We start from the raw sequence: 17,533 nt of genomic DNA, 5'->3' as shown, positions 1-17,533 counted from the left end.
CGACGGCGACGGGCTGACCGGCCCGGGAAAGCGGGTTCGGTTGGCGGTACTCGAGGAACTCGCGCGGCGCTGCGCCTTCGGCGATCTCGCCGCACTCGCCAGGTCGGGGCACGCGCCCCGCCGGATCGAGGGCGTCGCGGAGTTCGGCCACCAGCTCCTCCAGCTCGACGCCGAGGACTTCGGCGTCGCCCATCCGTCGGTGCCGCGCGCGCTGGTGGACCGGGCAAGGGCCGTCAGGGTGCCGCAGGAGCCGGGCGAGACCTACCGGGGGGCGCTCGGGTCCATGCGGGCGGGCTTCCGGCTGCTGCTCGAGGTCATCGCGGTGCACTGGGAGCGGCGCGAGCTCGGCGGGGTCGTCGCGGCCGCGCACATCGCCGCCGAGTACCTGACCGTGCTGGCGTGGGAGCCCGTGCTCGGCCACGCGGCCGACCCGGCGCGGCTGCCCGACCGGATGAAGATCAACGGCAGCAGGTTCGGCGTCGCCGCCGAGAACGACCGCTGCGCGCACACCAGGGGCCTCGTCGCGGCGTGCGAACGGTCGCTGCGCGTCGCCGGGGACCCGCCGGAGGGGTGGCGCAACTACCTCGACCGGCAGCACACCACGGTGATCAAGGCGCTCAGCGTGTGCGGGTTCGAGTGCCGCACCCCCTGCTCGGTCGTGGAGAACCTGCGCGCCGACGCCAGGGCCACGCTCGCCGCCCGGTGCCGTCTCGCCCGCGAGTACAGCGACGGGGCCTTCGTCCGGCTCAGGCACGCCGCGCCCGTCGGCCACGGGTTCGGGGTGCCGTCGGAGGAAGAGGTGCTCGACGCGTGGGGGCGCTCGCGCCGCTCACTGGAGAAGCACGCGCTGTTCCGCGACGAGCCGGAGGGCGCGGAGTTCCCCATCCCCGACCTGCCCAGGGCCTTCTCGGCGGTCGCGGGCGTCCCGATCACCCCCGACACCCTCCTCGCCGACGTCTCCGCCCACATCATCGGCCTCCTCCGCGCCTGATCTCCCGTCAGCGCGAGACCCGGTCCGCAAGGCACGTCTGGTTCCCGGCCGCGCGGTTGAGTGACGTCAGTCGAAGGGGAAGGGCGGCCGTGGCGGGGTCGCGGCCTCGAGTTGGGCGGCCAGGGCGATCAGGGCGGCGTCGTGGCCAGGGCGTCCCGACAGGAGGACGCCTACGGGCAGGCCGTCGGGGGTCCAGCGCATGGGGAGGGCGAGGGACGGCTGGCCGGTGATGTTGGCGAGGGCCGCGAACGGGGTGTGGGCGTTCTGCAGGGCGAAGTCCTCCTCGGGTGTGCCCGAGGTGAAGTGGCCGACGGGGACGGGGGGCTCGGCCAGCGCGGGGGTGAGCACCGCGTCATAGGGGGCCATGACGGCCAGGGCGCGCTCGGCCTCTGCGGCGAGGCGTGTCCTCAGCTGGGCGAAGGCCGCGGGGGTGATCTCACGGCCGCGGTCGCGCAGCCAGCGGGTGAGCGGCTGGAGGAGGTGTTCGCGGTCCGCGCGGACGGGCTCGGCCGCCGCGAGGACCATCCAGGCCGTCTCGAAGAGCCCGGCGAGTTCCGGGGTGCGGACGGGGGGCAGCTCGACGATCTCGTGGCCGAGCCCGGCCAGGATGCGCGAGGCCGTCTCATACGCGGCGAGGCATTCCGGGTGGATCACGGTGTCGGGGTAGGCGGGCAGGGCGGTTCTTGCGATGCGCAGACGGGCGGGGGGCCGGTCGGCGGCGGCTAGGAAGAGTCCGTCCTGGTTGCCGGTCAAGGCGTCGAGGAGAAGGGCCGCGTCGCGTACGTCGCGGGCGATCGGGCCGCTGACCGCGAGGCCGAACGGGTCGGCCCCGACCGGGACCACTCCCCTGCTCGGCTTGATCCCGACCAGGCCGCACGCGCTCGCCGGGATGCGGATCGAGCCGCCGCCGTCGCTGCCGTGCGCGAACGGCGCGAGGCCCGCCGCGACGGCCGCCGCCGCGCCCCCGCTCGAACCGCCCGCGAGCAGGCCGGAAGACCAGGGGTTGCGCGCGGGACGCAGGCCGGGAGCGGTCTCGGCGAAGTCGGTGTAGCAGGTCAGCCCGAATTCGGGGGTGCTTGTCTTGCCGGGCACGAGTGCGCCGGCCGCGCGCAGCAGCGCGGCGACGGGTCCGTCGGCCGCCGCGCGCGGGCCGGGCCGTGCGGCGCTGCCGTAGCCGGTGGGCAGTCCTGCGGCGGCGTGCAGGTCCTTCACGGGCACCGGCAGGCCGAGCAGCGCGGGCGGATCGACGGCCTCGGCGACGATCCGCTCGGCCTTGCGCGCCTGATCAAGGGCATCTTCCCGGCACACCACGACGAAAGCCCCGACACGGTGATCGAGCCGGTCCGCCCTGTCGAGATAATGCGCGGTGAGCTCGACCGGCGAGATCTCGCCCGAGCGCACGGCGGCCGCCAGCCGCCGCGCGGTCACGGTGTGGATCTCCTCGGAAACGCCGGTCACGGCTGCACGCTAGCCGAGACCGAACACGGCCAGCACCACCGGCCCGTAGGCCAGCACGACAAGCGAGTTACCTTCCGGTAAGCGTTTTCCGCGCCGGGAGGGGGCAAGTAAACCGGTGACGCGCCCTGTGGCGAGAAGGATTGAGGGGTTGAGCTATGGCCATCATCGACCGCGGCGAGGCCGGCGGCGCCCGCGGGCAGCCTCCGGAGGAGCGTCAGCGCCCCGACCTCCGCGCGCTCGCCAGACATCCGCGCGCCAGGCTGTGGGCGATCCGGGTGGCCGTCGCGGTGGTCGTCGGACTGCTCTTCGCGATCGTGTTCGACATCCGCGTCGGGCTGACCCTCGCGGTGGTGGTGATGATCGCCGACACCGTCCGCACCGCGCGGGCCGGCGGCGGCGACCGCGGCTACCCCGTCTCGGCGGCCGAGCGCAGGACCGAGCGGCAGCTCCGCGGCCTTGCCAAGGAGGGCTGGCGGGTGCTGCACGCGCGGGCCGTCCCCCGCGACGGCGACGGCGTCAGCGACGGCAAGATCGACCACCTGGTCATCGGCCCGACCGGCGTCTACGCCATCGACTCCGAGACCTGGGACAAGCGCCTTCCGGTGCGTGCGATGTCGCACACCCGCCTCTTCCACGGCCCCTTCGAGATGAAGGACCGGCTCGACGAGGCGCGCTGGGAGGCCAACCAGGCGAGCAGACTGCTGGGCAAGGCGCTCGCCACGGACATCCCGGTCCAGCCGTCGGTGGCGATCTACGGCCCGGCCATCCCCTGGCGGGTCATGTCGGTGCGCAACGTCGACGTGTACGCCGGGAACCAGGCGCGCAAGTACCTGCGCAAGCGCCCCAAGGTCCTCACGCCGGAGGACGTCGCGCGCATCGGCGAGGCCGCCGAGCGGGTCTTCCCGTCCAAGTACGAGTGAGTACCGAGTGACTGAGTGATCGCAAGGCACCCCGCCGGAGCAGCCGGGGTGCCATCGCGGGGGTAGTAGGCTGGCAGGCACCGAGTCCCGTCGCCGCCCCCACCCGGGGCCACCCACCTTTTGATCCACGGTTGGGAGAGTCCCTTGCCTCCGCTCAGGTCACGCACAGTCACCCACGGCCGCAACATGGCGGGCGCACGCGCGCTGCTGCGCGCCACCGGCGTCGCCCGTGAGGACTTCGGCAAGCCGATCATCGCGATCGCCAACAGCTTCACCCAGTTCGTCCCCGGTCACGTGCACCTGCGCGAGGTCGCCCAGGTCGTCGCCGAGGCGGTGCGCGAGGCGGGCGGCATCCCGCGCGAGTTCAACACCATCGCGGTCGACGACGGCATCGCCATGGGCCACGACGGCATGCTCTACTCGCTGCCCTCGCGCGAGCTGATCGCCGACGCCGTCGAGTACATGGTCGAGGCGCACCAGGCCGACGCGATCATCGCCCTGTCGAACTGCGACAAGATCACCCCCGGCATGCTGCTCGCGGCGCTGCGGCTGAACATCCCGACGGTCTTCGTCTCCGGCGGTCCGATGGAGGCCGGCAAGGTCACCGTCGTTGACGGCGCGGCGCGCACCGTCCGCAAGCTCGACCTCATCGACCCGATGATCGCCGCCGCCGACGAGTCGGTCTCCCAGGAGGAGCTTGACGAGCTCGAGGAGAACGCCTGCCCGACCTGCGGGTCGTGCTCGGGCATGTTCACCGCGAACTCGATGAACTGCCTCACCGAGGCGATCGGCCTGTCCCTGCCGGGCAACGGCACGACGCTGGCCACCCACGCCGCCCGCAAGGAGCTGTTCCAGCGCGCGGGCCGTACCGTGGTCGACATCACGCGGCGCTACTACGAGCAGGGCGACGAATCGGTGCTCCCGCGCTCGATCGCCTCGCGCGACGCGTTCGAGAACGCGATGACCCTCGACGTGGCCATGGGCGGATCGACCAACACGATCCTGCACCTGCTGGCCGCCGCGCACGAGGCCCAGGTCGACTTCGGCCTGAAGGAGATCGACGAGCTGTCCCGGCGCGTCCCGTGCGTGTGCAAGGTCGCCCCGGCCACGGAGAAGTACCACATCGAGGACGTGCACCGGGCGGGCGGCATCCCCCGTCTGCTGGGCGAGCTGGGCCGCGCGGGCCTGCTGCACCTCGACGTCCCCACGATCCACGGCTCGACCCTCGGCGAGTTCCTCGACGCCTGGGACCTCAGGTCGCCCAACGTGCTGCCCGAGGCCGTCGAGCTGTTCCACGCCGCGCCGGGCGGGGTCCGCACCACCGAGGCGTACAGCCAGAACGTCCGCTGGGACTCCCTCGACCTTGACGAGGCCGCGGGCTGCATCCGCTCGGTCGAGCACGCCTACACCAAGGACGGCGGCCTGGCGGTCCTGTACGGCAACATCGCCCCCGACGGCGCGATCGTGAAGACCGCGGGCGTCGAGGAGGAGCTGTGGACGTTCGAGGGCCCCGCGGTGGTCTTCGAGTCCCAGGACGACGCCGTCGAGGGCATCCTCGGCAAGAAGATCAAGGAAGGCGACGTCGTCGTCATCAGGTACGAGGGTCCGCGCGGCGGTCCCGGCATGCAGGAGATGCTGTACCCGACGTCGTTCCTCAAGGGCAGGGGCCTCGGCAAGGCGTGCGCGCTGATCACCGACGGCCGTTTCTCCGGCGGGACCAGCGGTCTGTCCATCGGCCACGCCTCGCCCGAGGCCGCGGCGGGCGGCGTGATCGCGCTCGTCCAGGACGGCGACAGGATCGTCATCGACATCCCGCGCCGCGTCCTCGAGCTCGACGTCTCCTACGAGGAGCTCGCCGAGCGCCGCGAGAAGCTGCTGCACGACCTCGGCGGCTACCGGCCCAAGAACCGCGACCGCAAGGTCAGCGTCGCGCTCCAGGCGTACGCCGCGATGGCGACGTCGGCGTCCACCGGCGCGGCCCGCGACATCAGCCAGCTGCACAGGTAGGACGCGCGAAGGGCCGCTCTCCCCGACGGGAGGGCGGCCCTTCGCGGCGTCAGGAGCAGCAGCCTCCGCCGCAGCACCCGCCGCCTCCCGACGGACGCTGCACGGGCGCTGCCGCCCCGCCCGTCATCGCGACGGTCGACAGCAGCTTGACCGTGTCGTCGTGCCCCTGGGGGCAGGACGCGGGGTCCGACGCCTCGGCCATCGGACGGGACAGCTCGAACGTGTCACCGCAGGAGCGGCACCTGTAGTCATAACGCGGCATAGGAGTGAGTGTAGGTCGCGCCCGCCCCTGTGCGGAGCGGGCGCTGTGCTAGGCGGCGGGTTCGGTGACGTAGGCGGCCCACTGGGGGTCGCCGTCGGTGCCGATGAGGCCGATGAGCCGCCAGTGCGCGCCGCGGGGGACGGCCGGAGGGATGTCGAGGGACCAGCCGAGTTCCTCGAGCAGCCGGTCGGCCTTGCGGTGGTTGCAGGGCGTGCAGGAGGCCACGCAGTTCTCCCACGCGTGCTTGCCGCCCCGGCTGCGCGGGTGCACGTGGTCGATCGTCTCGGCCTTCTTGCCGCAGTACACGCACCGGTAGTTGTCGCGCCGCATCAGGGCCGCCCGGGTGAGCGGGATCCTTGTGCGGAACGGGATGCGCACGTACCTGCGGAGCCTGATCACCGACGGCACCTGCACCGACGTGTTCGCCGACCGCACCAGCGCCCCGGAGGAGTCGTGGTGGACGACTTCGGCCTTCTCCCGGAGCACGAGGCAGACTGCCCGCCGCAGCGGCAGTGTGGTGAGCGGTTCATACGTCGCGTTGAGGAGAAGGACCTGCCGCATCAGCCGTCCCCCGCCTGCCGGCATAGGCCGCTTCCCACGCCTGGTTCGCCCGGCATCGTCGGCACGCCGGGAAGAGCGTGCCGCGGCCGGGCCCCTGGCTCGGCCGAATCTGTCGCACCCGCCACGAGGACCTCCTCTGGGCGATGAGTCAACCCCAAGTTGTCAACAGTGTGACCAATGGGAAGCGGTTCGCGCTACCCCTTTATGCCCCGATCCGGGCGGCCACAGTCCTGGTCGGCTTGGTCGTAGGCTGATCCACATGGACTATCCGGTGGCACAGCGTCAGGACATCGTCGAGGAGATCCACGGGCATCGGGTCGCCGACCCCTACCGGTGGCTTGAGGACCCGAGCAGCGCCGAGACCAAGGAGTGGCTGGCGGCCGAGGCCGAGCTGTTCCACGCCGAGGTCGACGGCCTGCCGGGGCGGGACAGGCTGCGCGCGCGGATCACCGAGCTGCTCGGCGCGGGCAACGTCTCCTCGCCGGTCTGGCGGGGCGAGCGGCGCTTCTTCATGCGCCGCACCGCCGAGCAGGAACTCGCGGTGCTGTACACCGTCGACCCCGACGGGACCGAGCGCGCCCTCATCGACCCGATCGCGCTCGACGCCTCGGGCAGGACGACGCTCGACGCCTGGCAGCCCGACAAGGAAGGCAGACTGCTGGCCTACCAGCTGTCGGTCGGCGGCGACGAGGAGTCCCAGCTGTCGATCATGGACGTCGCCACCGGCGCGACCATCGAGGGGCCGATCGACAGGTGCAGGTACTCGGCCATCGCGTGGCTGCCCGGCGGCGAGGCGTTCTACTACGTGCGCAGACTGCCCAAGGACCAGGTGCCCGAGGGCGAGGACCAGTACCACCGCCGCGTCTACCTGCACCGCCTCGGCACCGACCCGGACTCCGAGGACGTCATGATCTTCGGCGACGGCAGGGAGAAGACCGAGTACTACGGCGTCGGCGTCAGCCGCGACGGCCACTACCTGACAGTCAGCGCGTCACGCGGCACCGCGCCGCGCAACGACCTCTGGTACGCCGACCTGTCTTCCGGCGACCTCGCGCACCCCGAGCTGAAGGTCGTCCAGGCCGACGTGGACGCGCAGACCGGCGTCAGGTTCGGCAGGGACGGCCGCGCGTACGTCTTCACCGACCTCGACGCGCCGCGCGGCCGCCTGGCCGTCGCGGACCCGTCGGACCTGGCCGCCGAGCGCTGGCGCGACCTGCTGCCCGAGGACCCCGAGGCGGTGCTGAGCGACTTCGCGATCCTTGACGAGCTCGACAGTCCCGTCCTGCTCGCGGGCTGGACGAGGCACGCGATCAGCGAGATCACCGTGCACGACCTGGAGACCGGCGAGCGGATCGGCGAGGTGCCGCTTCCCGGCCTCGGCTCGATCGGCGGGATCGTCGAGCGGCCGGAGGGCGGGCACGAGGCGTGGTTCGGCTACACCGACAACGTCACGCCCGGCGGCGTCCAGCACTACGACGCGCGCACCGGCGAGACGACGCTCTGGGCGGCCCCTCCCGGATCGGTGGACGTCCCGCAGATCGAGGCCCGGCAGATCTCCTACACCTCGGCCGACGGGACAACGGTCCGCATGCTCGTCCTCGGCAGTCTCGAGGGCGGTCCCAAGCCGACCATCCTGTACGGGTACGGCGGCTTCAACATCTCCCTCACCCCCGCGTACTCGGCGGGCATCCTCGCGTGGGTCGAGGCCGGCGGCGTCTACGCGATCGCGAACCTGCGCGGCGGCTCGGAGGAGGGCGAGGAGTGGCATCGCGCCGGCATGCTCGCCAACAAGCAGAACGTGTTCGACGACTTCCACGCCGCCGCCGAGAAGCTGATCGCCGACGGCTGGACCACCGCCGACCAGCTCGCGATCTCCGGCGGCTCCAACGGCGGCCTGCTCGTCGGCGCGGCCCTCACCCAGCGGCCCGACCTGTACAAGGCGGTCGTGTGCTCGGCCCCGCTACTCGACATGATCCGGTATGAGAAGTTCGGCCTCGGCCAGACGTGGAACGTCGAGTACGGCACCGCCGAGGACCCCGAGCAGTTCGGCTGGCTGCTCGCCTACTCGCCCTACCACCACGTCAAGGACGGCGAGACCTACCCGGCGACGCTGTTCACCGTGTTCGAGAGCGACACCCGCGTCGATCCGCTGCACGCGCGCAAGATGGCCGCCGCGCTCCAGCACGCCGCCGCGGCCGCCGGCACGGGCGGGCCGATCCTGCTGCGCAACGAGGCGGAGGTCGGGCACGGGGCACGTTCGGTCTCCAGGACCGTCGACCTCTCGGTGGACACGATGTCCTTCATGGCCCACCACACGGGTCTGGCACTGTAGCCGTCACGTTCCGGGCGGGGACTCGCCGCCCCGCCCGGAACGCTCCTACAACAGTTTCTTCTCGCCGTAGATGTTGACGATGCCGTTGATCGTCTCGCGGCGCAGCTCCACCCACCCGAAGGCGCGGTACAGCTCGAGGGCCGGTCCCTGGAGCTCGGTGGTGTCGCCGATGAGGCGCTCGTAGCCGAGCTCCACAGCGCGTTCCTCAAGCGCCTGCAGAAGCGCCGCGCCGTAGCCGAGCCGGTGCAGGTCGTGCCGGACGCGCAACCGGACCATCTCGCCGGTCACGTCGTCCACCTTGCGCAGGCCGCCCATGGCGACCGGTTCCAGGTCGGGGCCTACGCCGACGAAGAAGTCGCCGCCTCCTCCTTCGGTCAGGTAGACCGCCTCCAGCTTGTGCAGGTCGCTTTCGTAGTAGACGCCGTCGCCCGGACGCAGCCCTATACGGGCCAGCCCCTCACGGTGCAGCGACAGCACCGCCGGGTTGTCCGCCGCGGTGTAGCGGCGGATCAACAGGTCGCCGAACGTCCACTCCGGCATGGTGACTGGGCGCCGGAGGAGACCCCTGGCGCCGCTCCCGATGGCCACCACGGCCGGATCAGACCTGCTCCGGGGGAGGCTGCTGCTCCCCCGGGTTCATCGGACTCTGCACCGACGGCACTGTCGCGAGCGTGTCGCGCAGCTCGCGGAGCAGCGGGTAGTCCCCGAACTGCTGCTGGGCCGCCGAGGCGAGCTGACGGGCCCGGTGCATGAGGATGTCGGACCTGTGCTCGGGGTCCAACTCCAGAATCGCTTCCTTGGCCCGTACCGCCGCGGCGTCGGCGTCGCCGGAGTGGATCGCGCAGTGCGCGCGGTCCAGCTTGACGAGGGTGCGGTCGATGATCTCGGTCGGCGAATACAGCGTCAGGGCGTTGCGGAGCACTTCCTCGCCCTTGGCGTGGTCGCCGAGGTTGGTGTAGGTGTCGCCCTCGTAGAACGACATCTGGCGGTCGGTGAACCCGAACACGAGGTCGTTGGTCTGGGCCTTGCTGAGCTGGTCGAAGACCGCCCTGCCGCGCACGAGCGCGCGCCTTGCCGTCGGGGCGGCGTCGGAGCGGCCGCGCAGCGCGAGCTGGCCGAGCGCCCGCGCCTCGACGGCCGGGGCCATCGCGGCCGCGACGTTCGGGGCCCGCCCCGCGAGGTCCTGTGCCTTGCGGGCCAGGTGCAGCGCCTCCCTTGGATCGCCGTAGTACAGCGGCAACAGGGACTCCCGTACGGTCACCCAGGCGCGCAGGCCACGGTCGCCGGTCTCGTCGGCGGCGGTGCGGGCGGTCCTGAAGAACGAGCGGGCGAGCCTGTGGTCGCCGAGGTTGATCATGATGAGCCCGGAGATCCCCGAGAGCTGGGCCGCGATCCGGCACAGCCGCTCCTGGAGCTCGATCGGCTGGCGCTGGTCGCACAGCCTGCGGACCTCGCTGAAGTCAAGAAGCACATCGCAGAGCATGCGCAGTGAGGGCGTCGACTGGTACGACTGTCCGTACCCGAGGATCGTCTCTTCCCATTGGTCGAGCATGGTCGGCGACACCGTCGCGTTCACGAGGGTGTCGTCCATCTTCCTGCGGAGCTGATCCACCGCCCCGAGGAACTGGCCGTCCAGGGCCACGCCCGCTCCGGCCAGCAACTGAAGTAGCGTCCGGCGAAGCACGACGTCCTCCTCTCCTAGGTCCATCGACCCCGGTCCCTCGATCCCGGGCGGGCCCTGACCGAACTGCCGGCGGGCCATCCAGGCACGGTCGATGACCGAGCCGATCAGCGTCTCCGCGTCGTCCCGGACCGCCGCGGCCTGCGCGGCGCCGGGTCGTTGGTCGTGGGTCCGCCCGCAGACGCAGGGGCCCGGGTAACCGAGATCGCCGGGTTCGACGCGGTAGACCAGGCAGATGTAGTGCAGGTACTCCGGTCCTGGCCGTTTGTATCCGCTCTCGTACGCGGAGAGCAGGGTCTCGCCGATCTTCGGCGGTGGCTTGCCGTCCAGTTCGTAGAGCGCCCGCATCTGGGCCACCACGTCTGACAGGGCCACCCCGCCGGCGAGCCGATGGGACTTGATCCGGCTCGTGCTGAAGAGCGGGCCGCACTGCTCGGCTATCTCCGCCGCTATCTGTGCGATGGAGAGGCCGCGGGCGAGGCCCTGTGCGCGAATCCAGCGTGCCCGGTCGGCTTCCTTGCGGGGGGGTTCCGCCATCCGTGCCGGCCTCCTCACCTCTCGCCGGTTGTGTGCTTCGTCACTACTGTGCACGCCCCCGAGCGCTGGCGACCGGCTTTCTCGGTCAGTTTCGTAATTGATATCCCTACGCAGCGTAAGACGGACCTTGTGAACAGCCAACCCACCTCGGGAGATTGCTCCGCGCATCGGGAGTAACACCGATTCCAGAAAGAGCGGATCCTCACACGGGGTAGAAGGATTCTTCTACGAGGGAGGGGCAAACCTCGTCGAACCCGTGAGTAGACCGCCTTGACCCTTCGACGCCATGTTGCAATTCTCGCTTCAAGGCAAGCAGGGTAAGCAGGGTAAGCAAGGCAAGCAGGGCAACCGAGGTAAGCAAGATACGCAAGATCGGGACAATCGAGATTCGAGAGGGTGCGCGAGGGTGACGGGAGACGAGCGGATCGACCATCTGGAAGGTCTCGTCCAGGAGCTCGCCGACAGGGGGCTGCTGGCGCGGGTCGTCCGGACCCGCTCGGGGCCGGCCTTCCTGAGGGTCGTCAATCCCGACGCCGCGAGCCTCACCGAGAACGTCACGTGCGCGCCCGCGCCCGGCTCACGCGAGCCCTACTTCTGGTGGAGCTGGGGCGAGCGCCTGCACCGGGTGGACGACCCGGGGACCGCCGCGCGCAAGCTCGCGCGCGTCCTCGAACCGCACACCCCATAAGCCCGGACGGGTTCCGCGGGGCGCCGGAAGCCAGGCGCGGTGGACCGGCGGCCCCGTGGAATCCGTCCGCACATACAAACCCCACAATCTGCGCATAACCCCACAATCTGCACAGACAACGCAGCGCCGATTCACAGCAGTTGTTTCGCCCCGATTGTTGTGAATCGTCCCAGGCGGTCAACGGCCTTCCGGAGGGGGGAGCGCCGAGGAACCGCCACAATGGCCCTCCCCCCGCGAGGCCGGCCGGCGCACCCGAGCGGCTCGGTACTGTCCGATCAGATCCGTCCCCTACGATCGGAAAGTCCAAGTCGCACGTCCACGGCGGTGCCGCCGGCCGACCCCGGGGGGAGGGCCTCCTCTGTTCTTCAAAGACCAGCCGATGCCAGACGACGTCTGCGACGCCAAGCCCAGCGTCGCCTGCAGAACCGTGTGGAACGTCTCGCACAACGACGAGGTCACCCGCTTCTTCCACACCTGGCTCGACGGGATCGTCACCGCGCTGATCTGGGCGGTGCTCGCCTTCGGCGTCGCGCTCGCCGTCCGGCACTTCGCGCACAAGGTGATCACCCGCATCACCGGGCGGATGGCCAACGGGGCAGTCCCCGGGCGATTCCGCGAACGGCTCGAAGGCTCTCAGCTCCTCGCCCACGAGCGGCGCAGGCAGCGCATGGAGACCCTCGGGTCGGTCCTGCGCAGCATCGCGTCAGTCGTGATCTTCGGAACCGCGCTGTTCACCGTGCTCGGCGAGATGGGGCTGAACCTCACCCCCGTCCTGGCCAGCGCCACGGTCGTCGGCGCGGCGGTCGGCTTCGGCGCGCAGAACACGATCAAGGACCTCCTCGCGGGGCTGTTCATGCTTCTCGAGGACCAGTACGGGGTCGGCGACGTGGTCGACACCGGGACCGCCAAGGGCACCGTCGAGTCCGTCTCGCTGCGGATCACCAGGCTCCGCGACGTCAACGGCGTCGTCTGGTATGTCCGCAACGGCGAGATCACCAGGCTCGGCAACGAGTCCCAGAACTGGGGCCGCGCCCTGCTCGACCTGCCCGTCGCACCCGACCAGGACATCGACGAGGTCCGCGACCTGATCCAGAAGGCCGCCGACGAGCTCGTCGCCGACAAGGACTGGAAGACGTTCATCCTCGAGGACCCGTCGGTCTGGGGCGTCCAGGCGCTCACCAACGACGCGATGGTGATCCGCGTCACCATCAAGACCGCCCCCAACCGGCAGGCCGAGGTCGCCAGGGAGCTGCGGGTCAGGGTGAAGAAGTCGTTCGACGAAGCGGGCATCGCCCTCGGCACCCTGGCATAGGCTGGAGCCGATGAGCCAGCAGGTGACGTTCTACGAGGCAGTAGGCGGCGAGGAGACCTTCCGCCGCCTCGTCCACAAGTTCTACGAGGGCGTGGCGGCCGACCCCGTGCTGCGGCCGATGTACCCCGAGGAGGACCTCGGCCCCGCCGAGGACAGGCTGCGGCTCTTCCTCATCCAGTACTGGGGCGGTCCGTCCACCTACAGCGAGCAGCGCGGCCACCCCCGGCTGCGGATGCGGCACTTCCCGTTCACCATCGGCGAACGCGAACGCGACGCCTGGCTCACCCACATGCGCGCGGCGGTCGACTCGCTCGGGCTGCACCCCGAGCTCGAGGAGATGCTGTGGGACTACCTGTCCCGCGCCGCGCACAGCCTGGTGAACTCCGACGGGTGAGCGGGTAGGTCGCCTTCCATGACGACACCAACCCCCTGGTGGCATGACGCCGTGGTCTACCAGGTCTACCCGCGCAGCTTCGCCGACTCCAACGGCGACGGCGAAGGCGACCTCCAAGGACTCCGCGCCCGCCTGCCCTACCTGTCCGAACTCGGCGTCGACGCGCTGTGGCTGACGCCGTTCTACACCTCGCCGCTCGCCGACGGCGGCTACGACGTCGCCGACTACCGCGACGTCGACCCGCGCTTCGGCACCCTCGCCGACTTCGACGCGCTCGTCGCCGACGCCCACCGCCTCGGCCTCCGGCTGATCGTGGACATCGTGCCCAACCACACGTCCTCGGCCCACCCGTGGTTCGTGGAGGCCCTGGAGGGCAGGGGCCGCGACCGGTACATGTTCCGCGAGGGCGACGAGCCGCCCAACGACTGGCAGTCCAACTTCGGCGGCCGCGCCTGGACCAGGACCGACGACGGCGAGTGGTACCTCCACCTGTACACGCCCGAGCAGCCCGACCTGAACTGGCGGCACCCCGAGGTGCGCAAGGAGTTCGAGGGCATCCTCCGCTTCTGGCTCGACCGGGGCGTCGACGGGTTCCGCATCGACGTCGCCGCCGGGCTGTTCAAGCACCCGGGCCTGGCCGACCTCGGCGACCGGGGCACCCACGCCGTCGGCAGCCCCATGTACGGGCGGCCCGAGGTGCACGAGATCTACCGCGACTGGCGCGCCATCCTCGACTCCTACCCGGGCGAGCGGATGGCCGTCGGCGAGGTGTGGACCGAGTCCGCCGACGATCTCGCCCTGTACGTCAGGCCGGACGAGCTGCACCAGGCGTTCCAGTTCCACCTGCTGCTCGCGCCCTGGTCGGCGCAGGCGTTCCGGGAGACCGTCGAGACGTGCCTCGCCTCCCCCAGCGGCAAGGCCCCCACGTGGGTGCTGTCCAACCACGACGTCATCCGGCACCGCAGCCGCTATGGGCCCGAGGAGCGCTCGCGGGCCGCGCTGATGTTCATCCTCGCGCTGCCCGGCTCGGCCTACCTGTACCAGGGCGAGGAACTCGGCCTTCCCGAGGTGTTCGACCTGCCCGACGCGGCGCGGCAGGACCCGATCTTCTTCCAGGGCAAGGGCAAGGGCCGCGACGGCTGCCGCGTCCCGCTGCCCTGGTCGGGCGACGCCGCCCCGTACGGGTTCGGCGACGGCGTCCCCTGGCTGCCGCAGCCGGACTCCTGGGCGTCCCTGACGGCCGAGGCGCAGGACCGCGACCCCGGGTCCATGCTCGCCTTCTACCGCCGCGCGCTGGCGCTCAGGCGCGAGCTGAGGGGCGTCCTGCCGCACGAGGTCGAGTGGCTGGAGACCGCCTCGCCCGACGTCCTGGCGTTCCGCAGGGGGCCGCTGACGTGCGTGGTCAACTTCGGCGACGAGCCCGTCGCGTTCCGGCCCGTCCCGTCGAGCGGCGCGGTCGCCCTTGCCGCGGGTGACGTCGCGGACGGCAAGATCCAGAGCGGAGGAGCGGTCTGGCTGCTGGCCTGACCCGCCGACCGGGCCCCGCTACCGCGCGAACGGGGCCCGGCCGCTCAACGCACGACCCAGCAGCTCTTGGCGTAGGAGTACCGCCAGTGCTTGCCGGGCAGCTTGTAGGTCTTCGACCTGACGCGTTTCTTGCCCGCGCGGGCGATCACGTCGACCACCCGCGGTTTGACCTTGGCCTTGCGCAGGTTCGCCACCGCCTTGTCCGCGCGGAGCAGCGCCTGCTTCTTGTTCTGTGCCTTGACCGTGACGTACAGGGCGTCAGGGTCGCCGCCGAAGGAGCACCCGCGCACCCCGGCGCAAGGCCGCGGGTCGGGGGTGACGCACACCGCCGCGGCGGCCTGCTCCTGAACGCCGAGGACGAGCCCGCACCCCAGCACGACCGTGAGCGTGATCCGCCGCAAGGAACCTCCCGGGAGAAGATCGCGAAGTCCCCAGGGTATGCCCGCGCTCCTGCGCTGCCGGGCGGGATGACGCGGCCGATACCGGCGTTTTACCCGGCCCAGAAGAAGGGAAGCGTCGGCGTCGGCCCTGCTCGGCGGGCCGCGCGCTCAGGCGTCGGCGGGCTTGACGAACCTGCCGATGTAGGCGCGCTCGGCCGGGGTGTACCGGCGCAGCCGCGCGTTCTCGACGTCGAACGCGACGAGCGTCGACGTGGCCGTCGCGTAGACGTTGGCGTCGTCGCGGACCTCGTAGGACAGCTTGAAGGACGCGGCCCGCAGGTCGGTCACCCAGGTCTCCACCCGGATCGGGTGGATCACGCCGGTGAGCGGGACCTTGTAGTCGATCTCGTGCCGGGACACCACCATGCCGCGCACCGGCTCGAGCCCCGCCCTGACCGGGTCGGTGTGGAACATCTCAAGCCGCGCGTCCTCGAGATAGCCGAGGAACTTCACGTTGTTCACGTGCATCTGGGAGTCGATGTCCCCGAAACGGACCCGGAACTCGTAGACGTGGCGGTACGAGGTGCCGTTGTCGCGTGCCGGAAGCGTCGCGGTGTCGTCCATGTCCTGCCTCGGGGGTCGTCGTCGCGGTGCCGGGGACTGCCGGATAGCCGGCCGATCGTAACGGAAGAGGGTCGTCCCGGACATTCCGGGACGACCCCATCGTTATCGCTAGCGGGTCAGCTTGCGGTAGGTGACCCGGTGCGGGCGGGCCGCCTCAGCGCCCATCCGCTGGATCTTGTTCTTCTCGTAGTCGGCGAAGTTGCCCTCGAACCAGAACCACTCGGACTCGCCCTCCCACGCCAGGATGTGGGTGGCGATGCGGTCGAGGAACCACCTGTCGTGCGAGGTGATCACGGCGCAGCCGGGGAACTCGAGGAGCGCGTTCTCCAGCGACGACAGCGTCTCCACGTCGAGGTCGTTGGTGGGCTCGTCGAGCAGCAGGACGTTGCCGCCCTGCTTGAGGGTGAGCGCCAGGTTCAGCCGGTTGCGCTCGCCGCCGGACAGCACGCCGGCCTTCTTCTGCTGGTCCGGGCCCTTGAAGCCGAACGCCGCGACATACGCGCGGGACGGCATCTCGACCTGGCCGACCTTGATGTGGTCGAGGCCGTCGGAGACGACCTGCCAGACCGTCGCCTGGGGGTCGATGCCGCCGCGGCCCTGGTCGACGTAGGAGATCTGGACGGTCTCGCCGATGCGCAGCACCCCGCTGTCGGGCTGCTGCTCGCCGGTGATCATCCGGAACAGCGTCGTCTTGCCGACGCCGTTCGGGCCGATCACGCCGACGATGCCGTTCGGCGGCAGGTTGAACGTCAGGTTCTCCATCAGGATCCGGTCGCCGAACGCCTTGTCGAGGTTCTCGGCGACGATCACCGTGCTGCCCAGACGCGGGCCCGGCGGGATCTGGATCTCCTCGAAGTCGAGCTTGCGGGTCTTGGCCGCCTCGGAGGCCATCTCCTCGTAGCGCGCCAGACGCGCCTTGCTCTTGGTCTGGCGTGCCTTGGCGTTGGAGCGGACCCACTCCAGCTCGTCCTCCAGGCGCTTCTTGCGCTTGGCGTCCTTGTTGCCCTCGACCTTAAGACGCTCGGCCTTCTTGGCCAGGTAGGTCGAGTAGTTGCCTTCGTAGGGGAAGCAGCGGCCGCGGTCCAGCTCGAGGATCCAGGTCGCCACGTTGTCGAGGAAGTACCTGTCGTGGGTGACCGCGAGCACGGTGCCCGGGTACTTCTCCAGGTAGGACTCGAGCCAGTTGACGGACTCGGCGTCAAGGTGGTTGGTGGGCTCGTCGAGGAGCAGCAGGTCGGGCGCCTCGAGCAGCAGCTTGCACAGCGCGACGCGGCGGCGCTCACCACCGGACAGGCTGGTGACCGGGGAGTCCCCCGGCGGGCAGCGCAGGGCGTCCATCGCCTGCTCGAGCTGCGAGTCGAGGTCCCACGCGTTGCGGTGGTCGAGCTGCTCCTGCAGCTTGCCCATCTCGGCGAGCAGCTCGTCGCTGTAGTCGGTGGCCATCTGCTCGGCGATCTCGTTGAACCGCGCGAGCATGCCCATGGTGTCCGCGACGCCTTCCTGGACGTTCTCCAGGACGGTCTTGGACTCGTTCAGCGGGGGTTCCTGCTGGAGCATGCCGACGGAGTAGCCCGGCATCAGCCGCGCCTCACCGTTGGACGGCTGCTCGATCCCGGCCATCATCTTCATGAGCGTCGACTTGCCGGTGCCGTTCGGACCCACCACGCCGATCTTGGCCCCGGGCAGGAAGTGCAAGGTGACATCATCAAGGATCACCTTGTCGCCGTGCGCCTTGCGCACACGCTGCATCGTGTAGATGTACTCGGCCATACCCCTACCTTATGGCTTCCCACCCCATCCCCACGCCGCCCAACCCAACCCCCGTCCCTAACGACCCCCCGATCCGAACCCCACCCCGA

At 70.6% G+C, this 17,533-nt stretch carries 15 protein-coding genes and 1 pseudogene; 8 read left to right on the top strand and 8 right to left on the bottom strand.

The annotated features are described in order from the left end of the window. Window positions 1-40: 40 nt before the first annotated feature. Complete coding sequence (locus R9X44_RS24210; protein ID WP_319816552.1) at window positions 41-991, top strand: hypothetical protein; 951 nt, start codon at window positions 41-43, stop codon at window positions 989-991. 66 nt (window positions 992-1,057) lie between these two features. Here R9X44_RS24210 and R9X44_RS24205 read toward each other — a convergent pair whose 3' ends face one another. Next, window positions 1,058-2,449, bottom strand: coding sequence for an amidase (locus tag R9X44_RS24205; RefSeq protein WP_319816551.1), 1,392 nt, complete (start codon window positions 2,447-2,449; stop codon window positions 1,058-1,060). 155 nt (window positions 2,450-2,604) lie between these two features. Here R9X44_RS24205 and R9X44_RS24200 point away from each other — a divergent pair, with 155 nt between their 5' ends. Continuing rightward, a complete protein-coding gene (locus tag R9X44_RS24200; protein WP_319816550.1) occupies window positions 2,605-3,369 on the top strand; it encodes a nuclease-related domain-containing protein in 765 nt (254 codons plus the stop codon). A 144-nt stretch (window positions 3,370-3,513) separates the two neighbouring features. Further along, a complete protein-coding gene (ilvD, locus tag R9X44_RS24195) occupies window positions 3,514-5,376 on the top strand; it encodes a dihydroxy-acid dehydratase (RefSeq protein ID WP_319816549.1) in 1,863 nt (620 codons plus the stop codon). A 49-nt stretch (window positions 5,377-5,425) separates the two neighbouring features. Here the strand turns inward: ilvD and R9X44_RS24190 are convergent, their stop codons facing one another. Then, window positions 5,426-5,638 (bottom strand): zinc ribbon domain-containing protein, encoded by a 213-nt coding sequence (locus tag R9X44_RS24190; RefSeq protein ID WP_319816548.1) that lies wholly within the window; start codon window positions 5,636-5,638, stop codon window positions 5,426-5,428. Window positions 5,639-5,686: 48 nt separating this feature from the next. After that, a complete protein-coding gene (locus R9X44_RS24185) occupies window positions 5,687-6,199 on the bottom strand; it encodes an HNH endonuclease (protein WP_319816547.1) in 513 nt (170 codons plus the stop codon). 259 nt (window positions 6,200-6,458) lie between these two features. Here R9X44_RS24185 and R9X44_RS24180 point away from each other — a divergent pair, with 259 nt between their 5' ends. Continuing rightward, complete coding sequence (locus tag R9X44_RS24180) at window positions 6,459-8,531, top strand: prolyl oligopeptidase family serine peptidase (protein ID WP_319816546.1); 2,073 nt, start codon at window positions 6,459-6,461, stop codon at window positions 8,529-8,531. 45 nt (window positions 8,532-8,576) lie between these two features. On the opposite strand, the gene R9X44_RS24175 is transcribed toward R9X44_RS24180, so the two are convergent. Both R9X44_RS24175 and R9X44_RS24170 read right to left on the bottom strand, forming a co-directional pair. Next, complete coding sequence (locus R9X44_RS24175) at window positions 8,577-9,071, bottom strand: GNAT family N-acetyltransferase (protein WP_319816545.1); 495 nt, start codon at window positions 9,069-9,071, stop codon at window positions 8,577-8,579. Window positions 9,072-9,129: 58 nt separating this feature from the next. Continuing rightward, window positions 9,130-10,749, bottom strand: coding sequence for an XRE family transcriptional regulator (locus R9X44_RS24170; protein ID WP_319816544.1), 1,620 nt, complete (start codon window positions 10,747-10,749; stop codon window positions 9,130-9,132). 406 nt (window positions 10,750-11,155) lie between these two features. Here R9X44_RS24170 and R9X44_RS24165 point away from each other — a divergent pair, with 406 nt between their 5' ends. From R9X44_RS24165 to R9X44_RS24150, 4 genes and pseudogenes are all read left to right on the top strand, one after another. Beyond that, window positions 11,156-11,437 carry a hypothetical protein gene (locus tag R9X44_RS24165; RefSeq protein ID WP_319816543.1) on the top strand — a complete coding sequence of 94 codons (282 nt, stop codon included), beginning with the start codon at window positions 11,156-11,158 and terminating at the stop codon, window positions 11,435-11,437. A gap of 379 nt (window positions 11,438-11,816) precedes the next feature. Continuing rightward, complete coding sequence (locus R9X44_RS24160; protein ID WP_319816542.1) at window positions 11,817-12,749, top strand: mechanosensitive ion channel family protein; 933 nt, start codon at window positions 11,817-11,819, stop codon at window positions 12,747-12,749. Window positions 12,750-12,759: 10 nt separating this feature from the next. Then, window positions 12,760-13,131: pseudogene (locus R9X44_RS24155) on the top strand (globin); the annotation flags it as partial. Between the two features lie 30 nt (window positions 13,132-13,161). Beyond that, entirely contained in the window at window positions 13,162-14,670 is a 1,509-nt protein-coding gene (locus R9X44_RS24150; protein ID WP_319816540.1) for a glycoside hydrolase family 13 protein, read from the top strand. A gap of 44 nt (window positions 14,671-14,714) precedes the next feature. On the opposite strand, the gene R9X44_RS24145 is transcribed toward R9X44_RS24150, so the two are convergent. The 3 genes from R9X44_RS24145 to ettA all read right to left on the bottom strand — a co-directional run bounded on the left by R9X44_RS24145 (window position 14,715) and on the right by ettA (window position 17,444). Continuing rightward, the gene (locus tag R9X44_RS24145; protein WP_319816539.1) at window positions 14,715-15,071 is read right to left on the bottom strand and encodes a hypothetical protein; all 357 of its coding nucleotides are present in this window, start codon (window positions 15,069-15,071) and stop codon (window positions 14,715-14,717) included. A gap of 147 nt (window positions 15,072-15,218) precedes the next feature. Then, the gene (locus R9X44_RS24140) at window positions 15,219-15,674 is read right to left on the bottom strand and encodes a thioesterase family protein (protein WP_319816538.1); all 456 of its coding nucleotides are present in this window, start codon (window positions 15,672-15,674) and stop codon (window positions 15,219-15,221) included. Between the two features lie 108 nt (window positions 15,675-15,782). Next, entirely contained in the window at window positions 15,783-17,444 is a 1,662-nt protein-coding gene (ettA, locus tag R9X44_RS24135; RefSeq protein ID WP_319816537.1) for an energy-dependent translational throttle protein EttA, read from the bottom strand. Between the last annotated feature and the right edge of the window lie 89 nt (window positions 17,445-17,533).

Source organism: Actinocorallia sp. A-T 12471 (genome assembly GCF_033875155.1).
Classification (GTDB): Bacteria; Actinomycetota; Actinomycetes; order Streptosporangiales; family Streptosporangiaceae; genus Actinocorallia.
The sequence above is the reverse complement of the archived record's forward strand: the minus strand, read 5'-3'. Positions and strand labels throughout refer to the sequence as shown.